The organism is Geodermatophilus sp. SYSU D01105 (assembly GCF_054050095.1).
In genome coordinates this window covers 194,794-205,711 of sequence record NZ_JBJGYR010000002.1, presented here as the reverse complement: position 1 = coordinate 205,711, position 10,918 = coordinate 194,794, and the positions used below count along the sequence as shown (strand labels likewise).

The window sequence follows — 10,918 nt, the reverse complement described above, 5'->3', positions numbered from 1 at the left end:
TCGTCCGTTTCGTCACAGCCGCCCCACCCGGCGGGGGCGGTCACGAGGCCCCCTCCATCGGAGCCCGCCCGCCGGGGGCCCGGACCCGGTTACGCCCTCCGCGCTTGGCCGAGAACAGGTGCAGGTCCGCGGTGTCGAACAGGGACCGCCAGCCCAGCGGCCCGTCGGCGGCCGCGGGCGCCGTGGCCACGCCGATGCTCACGGTCACCGGCTCGGCGAGGTCCAGGTCCTCCCAGTCGGCGTCGGCCACCGCCGCGCGCAACCGGTCCATGGCCACCAGCGCCTGGGTCTCGGTGGCCGTGGGCAGCACGACGAGGAACTCGTCACCCGCCCAGCGGTACACCTCGTCACCGGCGCGGCTGTGCTCGAGCAGCAGGGCGGCCACCCGGCGCAGCACCTCGTCCCCCTGCGAGTGCGAGCTGTCGTCGTTGACCTCCTTGAACCGGTCGATGTCGACGACGGCCAGCGACAGCGGCTCCTCGCCCAGGCGCATGCTGGCCAGCCGGCGCTCGGCGCTGCGCCGGTTGCCGAGGCCGGTGAGCGGGTCCTCCATGGCGTGCCGGCGGAGGACCGCGGCCTGCCGCTCGGCCTCCCGCAGCCGGCTGCGGCGCACGAACATCTCCGCCCACAGCTGGCGGCCGCGCGCGTGGGCGCGGCCGGTCTCGGCGCGGTAGGCCTCCAGCCAGTGCAGCGCCTCGGCGGGCCGGCCCATCGCCGCGGTGCTCTGGCCGAGCTCCAGCAGGCACTGCCGGTAGCGCCGCCGGTCGCCGGCCGCCGCGAACGCCCCGGCGGCGTCCACCAGCAGGTCCGTGGCCTCGGCGCCGTGCCTGCCGCCGGCCTGGGCCTGGTCCAGGCGGGTCAGCAGCCGGGCGAACACCAGGTCGGCGTACCCGCGCAACCAGATCCCGCCGTCCCGGTGGATGCGCCGGTGCGCGCGCCGCATCGGGCCCAGGGCGTCGTCGAGCTCGCCCTGGCAGCTCATCGCCCACGCCTGGACGACGTCGAGCAGGTCCTGCTCGCTGGGCTCGGGCTCCCAGTCCAGGTCCCGCGCGGCCTGCGCGCACTCGACGGCGACCCCCGCCAGCTCCTGCGAGCGCTCGGTCTGGCCCCGGCGGTGCAGGGTCTGGGCCAGCTCGGCGTGCTGCTGGGCGCACAGCTGCAGCAGCCGCCAGCGGTCACCCAGCCCCGGTAGCTGGCTGGCCACCCGGTGCCCCGCGAGGGCCTGGGCGACGGCGAGCTCCTCCAGGTCCAGGGCGGTCAGCGTCAGGGACAGCCACAGGTGGGCCTGGTGCAGGGCCCGGGAGGGGCCTTCCACGGACGGGCTCTCGGTGAGCAGGCTGGCGTCGATCGCCAGCAGCATCGCGGCGTCGAAGTGGTCGGCGGTCACCTCGACGTGGGCCAGGTAGGCCAGCGTCAGGGCGGTCTGCGCGCAGGGCCGGCAGCGCCCGAGGGCCTCGCGGGCGGCCGACACCCCGGCCGCGGCGGCCTCGCGGTCGCCGTCCAGCAGGCTGCGGCGGGCAGCGAGGGCGTGCCGCCAGGCGGTCCAGACGGGGTCGGTCGCGGCCGCCAGGGCGACCTCGGCGCGGTCGTGCTCCGCGGTGAAGGCGGTGGGGTCGTCCCGGTCGCTGGCCGCCAGCAGACGCCAGAGCGCATCATCGAGGTCACCCTCGGTGAGGTACTCGGGGCCGGGGGTCACACATCCTCCAACGACGGGTGGGGCCGACCGGTTGCGGCCGCCTGCTGCGGGCGGGACGACGCTCCCCCCGGGTGGAGCCTCCGCCCCGGCCCGACGCCACTACCCTCGTCGGATGCCTGCGATGCCTTCGACGCGGCCCCCGACGCGGTTCGCCTACCTCGGGCCCGAGGGTACCTTCGCCGAAGCGGCCCTGAGCAGTGCACTTCCCCCCGGGGAGGGGACCCGGCAGCCCGCCCCCAGCGTCGCGGCGGCACTGGCCGCGGTCCGGGCGGGGGAGGCCGACGCGGCGCTGGTGCCCCTGGAGAACTCCGTCGAGGGCTCGGTGCCGGCGACCATGGACGGGCTGGCCGACGGCGCCCCGCTGCTGATCACCCGCGAGGTGTTCCTCCCGGTGTCCTTCGTCCTCGCGGTCCGGCCGGGGACGCGCCTGGACGGCGTCCGCTCCGCCGCCAGCCACCCGCACGCGCTGGCGCAGACCACCCGGCGGCTGACCGAGCTGCTGCCCGGCGTGGTGCCGCTCCCGGCCACCTCCACCGCGGAGGCGGCCCGGCAGGTCGCCGAGGGGGCCGTCGACGCCGCGGTGTGCGCCCCCATCGCGGCCGAGCGCTACGGCCTGGCGGCCCTGGTCGAGGACCTCGCCGACCACCCTGGCGCCGTGACCCGGTTCGTGCTGGTCACCCCGCCCGGGCCGCTGCCCGCGCCGACCGGCGACGACAAGACCTCGCTGGTCGCCGTCGTGAGCGACCGCACCGGCGCGCTGCTGGAGCTGCTGGGCGAGTTCGCCGTCCGGGGGATCAGCCTGACCCGCATCGAGTCCCGGCCCACGCGCGAGCGGCTGGGCGTCTACTCCTTCTCCCTCGACTGCGAGGGGCACGTGGCCGACGCCCGGGTCGGGGAGGCGCTGGCCGCCCTGCACCGGGTGTGCGAGGACGTGCGCTTCCTCGGCTCCTATCCGCGGGCCGACGGACGGGGCAACAAGCCGGTGCCCCCGGCCGCGGCCGACCCCGCCTTCGCCGAGGCGGCCGACTGGCTGCGGCGGGTCCGCGCGGGCGACGTCTGAGGCCGCGGCACCATCGACGCGTCCCGCCCCGTGTCGGTCACGGGGTCCTTGCCGGCTCCCGCTCGGGGGCCGGGCGGACCGGGCCGCGCGCCAGCCTGCCGGGCCACCACACCCGGTCGCCGAGCAGGGTGACCGCGGCAGGCACGAGCAGCGAGCGGACGACGAAGGTGTCGAGCAGGACGCCGAAGCCGACCAGGAACCCCAGCTGGGTGAGGATCACCAGCGGCAGCACGGTGAGCGCCCCGAAGGTGGCGGCCAGCACCAGCCCGGCGCTGGTGATGACCCCGCCGGTGACCGCCAGCGCGCGCCGGATGCCCTCCCGGGTGCCCGAGCGCAGCGACTCCTCCCGGGCGCGGGTCATGAGGAAGATGTTGTAGTCGATCCCCAGCGCCACCAGGAACACGAACCCGATCAGCAGCACCTGCGGGTCGCTGCCGGGGAAGTCGAAGAGGTGCTCGAAGACGAGCGCGCCGACGCCGACCGTCGCCGCCGTGCTCAGCGCGACGGTGGCCACCAGCAGCAGGGGCGCGACGACGGCCCGCAGCAGCAGGGCCAGGACGACGGTGATCACCAGCAGCACCAGCGGCACGATCACCGCCAGGTCGCGGGCGGCCGTCTCCTGGGTGTCCAGGTCCTGCGCCGAGGACCCGCCGACGAGCGCCTCGGGGTCGACGGCGCGCACCGCCGTCCGCAGGTCGGCGACCGTCGCCTGGGCCGCCTCGCTGTCGGGCGCGTCGGCGAGGGTGGCGTCGAGCCGTACCAGCCCGTCGACCTCGACCGGCTCGCCGGCGCCGGGCGGCCCCGACCGCGCGCCGGCGAAGGGGGCGACCTCGACCACGCCGTCGACCGACGCGGCCGCGTCGGCCACCTCCGCCCAGCCGTCGGCCGGCGTGACGACCACCGCGGGGCTGGCCCCCCCGGCGTCGAAGTGGCGGGCGAGGGCCTCCTGGCCCTCCGCGGACTGCGAGCCGCCGCGGACCGCCTCCGACAGCGGGATCCCGTCGTCGTCGAACGTGGGCAGGAAGGCGGCGAGGGCGAACAGGCCGACCAGGGTCCAGGTCAGGACCCGCGCGGGACGGCGGCCGACCGCGTCGGCCACCCGCTCCCAGCCCCGGCCGTGCTGCTGTGCGTCGCCGTAGCGCGGCCGGAACGGCCAGAACGCCGCGCGCCCGAACAGCACGAGGACCGCCGGCAGGAAGGTCAGCGCGGCGAGCACGGCGAAGGCGATGCTCACCGCCGAGATCGGCCCGAGCCCGCGGTTGGAGCCCAGGTCGGACAACAGCAGGCACAGGACGCCCAGGACCACCGTTCCGCCGCTGGCCACGATCGGCTCCCACGACTGCTCCAGCGCGATCCGCATCGCGGTGAACCGGGACTGCTCGAGCCGCAGCTCCTCCCGGTAGCGGGCGACCAGCAGCAGCCCGTAGTCGGTGGCCGCGCCGACGACGAGGATCGAGGCGATGCCCTGGCTCTGCCCGTTGACCGCGATCCAGCCCCGGTCGGCCAGGAGGTAGGCCACCGCCAGGGAGACCACCAGGGCCATGCCGGCGGTGCCGATGACCAGCAGCGGCAGCAGGGGGCTGCGGTAGACGACCAGCAGGATGAGCAGCACCACCCCGAACGCCGCCACCAGCAGCAGCCCGTCGATGCCGGAGAACCCCTCGGCGAAGTCCGAGAAGACGGCGCCCGGCCCGGTGACGAAGGCGGTGGTGCCGTCGATCGCGGGGAGGTCCCGCAGCTGCCCGATGACCTCGCCCAGCGTCTCGCCGAGGTCCGGGTCGAACGGCAGCACCGCCTGCACGGCCGCGCCGTCCTCGGACGGGATCGGTGGGGAGGCCTCGCCCGCCAGGGCGCCGGCCTCGCCGGCGAGGGCGACCGCCTGCTCGACCCGGTCGGCCGCGTCGGTCAGCGCCGCCTCGCCGAGGGAGCCGTCGTCGCTCTCCCACAGCAGGACCACCGGCAGCGTGCGCTCGGTGTCGAAGCCGCGCTGCAGCTCGGTGACGCGGGTGGACTCCGCGCTGTCGGGCAGGAAGGCGGCGGAGTCGTTCTCCGACACCTCGCCGAGCTCCCCGCCGAACGAGCCGAGGGAGCCGGCGAGACCCAGCCAGACGAGGGCGATGATGGCCGGCACGAGCCAGCGGACGACGGACGTACGGCGGGGCATGGTTCCCTCGATGGTCGATATTCTCGATCGCCGAGAGATTACTGCGGACGAGGGCCGGGCGCGAACGGGAGGGGCGGCGTGACCGACGAGGGTGTGCGTGCGCGGCAGGAGCTGGCGCTGCTGCTGCGCCGGCTGAACGTGGAACTCGACGCGGTCGGCCAGCGGTTCGCGGACGTGCACGGCCTCAACCGCACCGACGTCCGGGCGCTGGTGGCGATCATGGACGCCGCCCGGCGCGGCGAGGCGCTCACCGCGGGCCGGCTGGGGGAGGCCGTCGACCTGCGGTCGGCGTCGGTGACGGCGCTGGTCGACCGGCTGGAGCGGGTCGGCCACGTGCGGCGGGTCCGCGACCCGGGGGACCGGCGGCGGGTGGGCCTGGAGATGTCGGAGTCGGCGATGGCGGCCGGCGCCGAGCACTTCGGCGGGCTGGCCCGCGACCTCGTGGCCGCGATGGAGGACTACACCGACGAGGAGCTGGCCGTCGTCCGCCGCTGGCTCGAGGACGTGACCGCCGTGGTCACGCGGCACTCGCGGGGCGGGGGAGCGCCGGTGCCGGGAGCAGTGCCCCGGTCCTGAGCCGCTGCACGGGGGTGTCGCTCCCGACGCCGCTACAGGTAGAGGCCGGTGGACTCCTCGATCCGCTCGGCGGCCACGGCGTGGACGTCGCGCTCGCGCAGGATGATCAGGTCCTCGCCGTGCACCTCGACCTCGTGCTGGTCCTCGGGGGAGAACAGCACCTGGTCGCCGACCTTCACCTGGCGGACGCTGGAGCCGATGCCGCGCGCCTCGCCCCACACCAGCCGCTTGGCCACCTGGGCGGTCGCCGGGATGAGGATGCCGCCGCTGGAGCGACGCTCGCCGTCCTCCTTGCGCAGCGCCACCAGGATGCGGTCGTGCAGCATCTTGATCGGCAGCCCCGAGCCCCTGACGTCAGCCACGTCGATCAACGTTACGCGAGCGAGGACCCCCTCCTCCTCGGCCCTCGCGAGCCCGGGCCACGGCCGGAGGGGGCCTCAGCCCCAGCCGAGCTCGTGCAGGCGCTCGTCGTCGATGCCGAAGTGGTGGGCGATCTCGTGGACGACGGTGATCGTGACCTCCTCCACGACCTCCTCCGCGGTGGAGCAGATGTCGCAGATGGCCTCGCGGTAGATCATGATCCGGTCGGGCAGCGCGCCGCCGTACTCCCAGCCGCGCTCGGTCAGCGCGTACCCGTCGTAGAGGCCGAGGAGCTCCGGTTCCTCCTCGTTGCGGTCCTCGACGAGGACGACGACGTTGTCCAGCAGCGCCATGAGCTCGGCCGGCACCTCGTCGAGCGCGTCGGCGACCAGCTCCTCGAAGACCTCGCGTGGGAGCGGCTTCACCAGGACGTCGGCAGCGGCCGGCCCTCCTCGTAGCCGGCCGCGCTCTGCACCCCCAGCACCGCGCGCTCGTGCAGCTCGTCGACGGTGCGGGCCCCGGCGTAGGTGCACGACGACCGCACGCCGGCGACGATCTGGTCGATGAGGTCCTCGACGCCCGGACGGGCGGGGTCGAGGTACATGCGCGAGGAGCTGATGCCCTCCTCGAACAGGCCGGCGCGGGCCCGCTCGAAGCCGCTCTGCGTCGCCGTCCGGGCCTTCACCGCCCGCGCCGAGGCCATGCCGAACGACTCCTTGTAGAGCCGGCCGGAGCCGTCGTCGTGGATGTCGCCGGCGCTCTCGTAGGTGCCGGCGAACCAGGAGCCGACCATGACGTTGGCCGCGCCGGCGGCCAGGGCCAGCGCGACGTCGCGGGGGTGCCGGACGCCGCCGTCGGCCCACACGTGCCGACCGAGGGCGCGCGCGGCCGCCGCGCACTCCTCGACGGCGGAGAACTGCGGCCGGCCGACGCCGGTCATCATCCGCGTGGTGCACATCGCCCCCGGCCCGACGCCGACCTTGACGACGTCGGCACCGGCCTCGACCAGGTCGCGGGTGCCCTCGGCGGTGACCACGTTCCCGGCCACCACCGGCGCCGACCCCGCCACCGAGCGCACCGCCCGCACCGCCTCGGCCGCCTTCTCCTGGTGGCCGTGCGCGGTGTCGACCACCAGCACGTCGACGCCCGCGGCGAGCAGCGCCCCGGCCTTGCCGGCGACGTCCCCGTTGATCCCGACCGCGGCGGAGGTGAGCAGGTGCCCGTCGGTGTTGGTCGCCGGGAGGTAGAGCGCCGAGCGGAGGGCCCCCTTGCGCGTGATGACGCCGACCAGCCGGTCACCCTCGACCACGGGGGCGGCGTTGACCCGCTCCTCGGAGAGGACGTCGAAGATCTTGGGCAGGTCGGTGCCGGCCGGGACGGTCAGCGGCTCGGTCATCACCTGCGCCAGCTGGCTGAACCGGTCGACGTCCTGGCAGGCGCCGTCGGTGACGATGCCGACCGGGCGGTGCTCGGAGTCGACGACGACCACCACGCCGTGGGCGCGCTTGTGCATGAGCGACAGCGCCTCGGCCACGGTGGAGGTCGGGGTGAGCGTGATCGGCGTGTCGTAGACCGGGTGCCGTGTCTTGACCCAGGACACGACCTCGGCGACGACGTCCACCGGGATGTCCTGGGGCAGCACGGCCAGCCCTCCGCGGCGGGCCACGGTCTCGGCCATCCGCCGTCCGGAGATCGCGGTCATGTTGGCGACGACCACCGGGATGGTCGTGCCGACGCGGTCCGGCGTGGTGAGGTCGACCTCCAGCCGGGAGCCCACGGTGGAGTGGTTGGGCACCATGAAGACGTCGGCGTAGGTCAGGTCGGTCGCCGGGCGGGTGTCGCCGAGGAAGCGCATGTGCCCATTGTCCCGCACCGGCGCCGGCGCCCCCTCCTCCCGAGGACGACGGCCGGTCGGAGGCCCCACCTACGATCGGGGTGTGATCGACCTGCGACTCGTGCGCGAGCACCCCGACCTCGTCAAGGCCAGCCAGCGCGCCCGCGGGGCCGACGAGTCCCGGGTCGACGACCTGCTCGCCGCCGACGCCGCCCGCCGCGAGGCGGTCAAGCGCGCCGACGACCTGCGCGCCGAGCAGAAGGCCGCCTCGCAGGCCGTGAAGAAGGCCACCCCCGAGGAGCGGCCGGCGGTCCTGGATCGGGCCAGGGCCCTGGCCGCGGAGGTCAAGGAGGCCGAGGAGGCGCTGCGCACCGCCGACGCCGCACTGCGGGCGGCGCACCTGCGCATCGCCAACGTCGTCCACGAGGAGGTGCCGCCGGGCGGGGAGGACGACGCGGTGACGATGCGCACCGTCGGCGAGGTCCCCACCTACGACTTCCCGGTGCGTGACCACCTGGAGATCGGCGAGGCGCTGGGCGCGATCGACATGGAGCGCGGCGCGAAGGTCTCCGGCGCCCGCTTCTACTTCCTCACCGGCCCCGGGGCGCTGCTGGAGTTCGCCCTCGCCCAGCTGGCCATCAGCCGGGCGGTCGCCGCCGGGTTCACCCCGGTCGTCGCCCCCGCCCTGGTCCGGCCGGAGGCGATGGAGGGCACCGGCTTCCTCGGCGAGCACGACGAGGAGGTCTACCGGGTCGAGCGCGACGACCTGTACCTCGTCGGGACCTCCGAGGTCGCGCTGGCCGGCATGCACAAGGACGAGGTGCTCGACCTGGCCAGCGGGCCGCGGCGGTACGCCGGCTGGTCGTCCTGCTTCCGCCGCGAGGCCGGGTCCTACGGCAAGGACACCCGCGGCATCATCCGCGTGCACTGGTTCGACAAGGTCGAGATGTTCAGCTTCTGCCGCCCCGAGGAGGCCGCGGAGGAACACCTGCGGCTGCTGGCGTGGGAGGAGGAGTTCCTCCAGGCGCTGGAGCTGCCCTACCGGGTGGTCGACATCGCCGCCGGCGACCTGGGCACCAGCGCCGCCCGCAAGTACGACATCGAGGCGTGGTTCCCCAGCCAGGGCACCTACCGCGAGCTGACCTCGACGTCGGACTGCACGACCTTCCAGGCCCGGCGGCTGGCCATCCGGTACCGCGACGCGGACGGGAGGAACCAGACGGCGGCCACGCTCAACGGCACCCTCTGCGCCATCGCGCGCACGATCGCCTGCCTGCTCGAGGTGCACCAGCGCGCCGACGGCTCGGTGCACGTCCCGGTCGCGCTGCGCCCCTGGCTGGGCGGCGCGGAGTCCCTCACCCCCGGCATGACGCTGGCGGCGCCGGTGCCGGTCGCATGACGGCGCACCCGCCGAAGGCGCTGCCCGCCGTCGGCGTCCTGTCCGGCGCCGACTCCGTCGTCGACCTGGGCGACGTCGGCACCTGGCGGCCCAAGCTGGTGGCCAGCGACCTCGACGGCACGCTGCTGACCTCCGACGGCGAGGTCAGCCCGCGCACCCGGGCCGCGCTGACCGCCTGCTGGGACGCCGGCATCCCGGTCGTCGGGGTGACCGGCCGCGGCCCGCGACTGCTCGACAGCGTGCGGGCCGCGCTCGACGGCCGCGGCATCGCCGTCCTCGCGCAGGGCGGGTTCGTCGTCGACCTCGAGCGCGACGAGGTGCTCCGCACGGTGGGCCTGCCGCGCGACCGGGCCATGGCGGTGATCGAGCGGATCGAGGACGTCGCCGGTGAGCTGGTCGTCGCGGTGGAGGACGCCGCCGAGCAGGGCGAGGTGCACTCCCCGCTGCGGGTGCAGCACGGGTTCGACTGGCCCTACCCCGAACCGGCCCACCTGCTGCCGCGCCACCAGGTGCTGCCCGCGGGCGCCGTGCTCAAGGTCTTCCTGCGGTCGGCGTCGCTCGGCCAGGACGAGCTGCTCGCCCGCGCCCGCGGCGTGGTGGACCCGCGGGAGGCCGAGGTCACCCACGCCGGGCTGGGCTTCATCGAGGTGCTCCCGGCCGGGGTCACCAAGGCGACCGGGCTGGCGATCGCGCTGGACCGCTACGGCGTCGAGTTCGGCGACGTGCTCGTCTTCGGGGACATGCCCAACGACCTGCCGATGATCGAGGCGGTGTCGGCCGCGGGTGGCCGCGCGGTCGCGGTGGCCAACGCCCACGCCGACGTCCGGGCGGCCACGCCGCTGGTCACCAGCGGTCACGACGTCGACGGCGTCGCGCGTTACCTGGAGGCGGTGCTCGGTGTCTGAGCAGGTGCGCGATGTCTGACTGGCGCCCGAAGCTGATCGCCAGCGACATGGACGGCACCCTGCTGCGCTGGGACGACACGGTCAGCGAGGCGACGGTCGCCGAGCTGGAGCGCTGGCGGGCCGACGGCGTGCCGGTGGTGCTGGCCACCGGCCGGCCGCCGCGCTGGATGACCCGCATCCGCGAGGTGCTGCGGCACGGCACCGCGGTGTGCTGCAACGGCGCGGTGCTGCTGGACCTGGCCGGCTTCCAGATCCTCGACGAGGACGCGCTGCACCCCGACGTGCTGCAGGAGGTCACCGCCGAGCTGCGCCGGCAGCAGCCCGACACCTGGTTCGCCGTCGAGTACGGCTTCGAGTTCCGCCACGAGCCGGTCTACCAACCGCGGTGGGACGTCGACGCCCCCGGCGTGGCCGTCGCCTCCCTGGAGGAGCTGATCGCGGCACCGGTGGCCAAGCTGCTGGCCCGCCACGAGACCCTGCCGCGGGACGAGTTCGTCGCCCTCGTGGAGTCCGTGGTCGCCGACCGTGCCACGGTCACCAACTCCTCCAGCGACGCGCTGGCCGAGATCTCGGCACTCGGCGTCACCAAGGCCACCGGGCTGGCCAAGGTCGCCGCCCGCCACGGCGTCGGACCCGAGGACGTCGTCGTCTTCGGCGACATGCCCAACGACATCGCCGCCTTCGACTGGGTCCGCGAGGCCGGCGGCCGGGCCGTGGCGATGGCCCACGCCCACCCCGACCTGCTGGCCGCGGCGACCGACGTCACCGGCACCAACGACGACGACGGGGTCGCCGCGTTCCTCGCGTCCCTGTAGCGGCAGGCCGGGTGGGTTCGGCACGACCTTCCTGACTGTGTGTAGTGGCTCCGGGTTCGGCTCAACTCGCCCGCGCCGGCGTCGACACCTGCTGTCGAGGGAGTGACCG

The 10,918-nt window shown here is 75.2% G+C and carries 10 protein-coding genes; 5 read left to right on the top strand and 5 right to left on the bottom strand.

The features are described from left to right. Positions 1-40 precede the first annotated feature (40 nt). A complete protein-coding gene (locus ACI79I_RS02545) occupies positions 41-1,696 on the bottom strand; it encodes a diguanylate cyclase (protein ID WP_456990700.1) in 1,656 nt (551 codons plus the stop codon). A gap of 112 nt (positions 1,697-1,808) precedes the next feature. Between ACI79I_RS02545 and pheA the strand changes: the two genes are divergently transcribed. Continuing rightward, complete coding sequence (gene pheA / locus ACI79I_RS02540) at positions 1,809-2,756, top strand: prephenate dehydratase (RefSeq protein ID WP_456990699.1); 948 nt, start codon at positions 1,809-1,811, stop codon at positions 2,754-2,756. Between the two features lie 37 nt (positions 2,757-2,793). Here the strand turns inward: pheA and ACI79I_RS02535 are convergent, their stop codons facing one another. After that, positions 2,794-4,920 (bottom strand): MMPL family transporter, encoded by a 2,127-nt coding sequence (locus tag ACI79I_RS02535; RefSeq protein WP_456990698.1) that lies wholly within the window; start codon positions 4,918-4,920, stop codon positions 2,794-2,796. A 78-nt stretch (positions 4,921-4,998) separates the two neighbouring features. On the opposite strand from ACI79I_RS02535, the gene ACI79I_RS02530 reads away from it, so the two are divergent. Beyond that, positions 4,999-5,496, top strand: coding sequence for a MarR family winged helix-turn-helix transcriptional regulator (locus ACI79I_RS02530; protein ID WP_456990697.1), 498 nt, complete (start codon positions 4,999-5,001; stop codon positions 5,494-5,496). Between the two features lie 32 nt (positions 5,497-5,528). Here the strand turns inward: ACI79I_RS02530 and ACI79I_RS02525 are convergent, their stop codons facing one another. From ACI79I_RS02525 to ACI79I_RS02515, 3 genes are all read right to left on the bottom strand, one after another. Next, positions 5,529-5,858 (bottom strand): GroES family chaperonin, encoded by a 330-nt coding sequence (locus ACI79I_RS02525; protein WP_456944682.1) that lies wholly within the window; start codon positions 5,856-5,858, stop codon positions 5,529-5,531. Positions 5,859-5,933: 75 nt separating this feature from the next. Next, positions 5,934-6,281 (bottom strand): metallopeptidase family protein, encoded by a 348-nt coding sequence (locus tag ACI79I_RS02520; RefSeq protein WP_456990696.1) that lies wholly within the window; start codon positions 6,279-6,281, stop codon positions 5,934-5,936. Beyond that, positions 6,278-7,711 carry a GuaB1 family IMP dehydrogenase-related protein gene (locus tag ACI79I_RS02515; RefSeq protein WP_456990695.1) on the bottom strand — a complete coding sequence of 478 codons (1,434 nt, stop codon included), beginning with the start codon at positions 7,709-7,711 and terminating at the stop codon, positions 6,278-6,280. Before ACI79I_RS02515 ends, ACI79I_RS02520 begins: the two co-directional genes overlap by 4 nt. 82 nt (positions 7,712-7,793) lie before the next feature. On the opposite strand from ACI79I_RS02515, the gene serS reads away from it, so the two are divergent. From serS to ACI79I_RS02500, 3 genes are read left to right on the top strand one after another with little or no spacing between them, the layout of a single operon-like run. Next, the gene (gene serS / locus ACI79I_RS02510) at positions 7,794-9,089 is read left to right on the top strand and encodes a serine--tRNA ligase (protein ID WP_456990694.1); all 1,296 of its coding nucleotides are present in this window, start codon (positions 7,794-7,796) and stop codon (positions 9,087-9,089) included. Continuing rightward, entirely contained in the window at positions 9,086-9,994 is a 909-nt protein-coding gene (locus ACI79I_RS02505; RefSeq protein ID WP_456990693.1) for an HAD family hydrolase, read from the top strand. Before serS ends, ACI79I_RS02505 begins: the two co-directional genes overlap by 4 nt. Before the next feature lie 11 nt (positions 9,995-10,005). Then, complete coding sequence (locus ACI79I_RS02500; RefSeq protein WP_456990692.1) at positions 10,006-10,809, top strand: HAD family hydrolase; 804 nt, start codon at positions 10,006-10,008, stop codon at positions 10,807-10,809. Positions 10,810-10,918 lie beyond the last annotated feature (109 nt).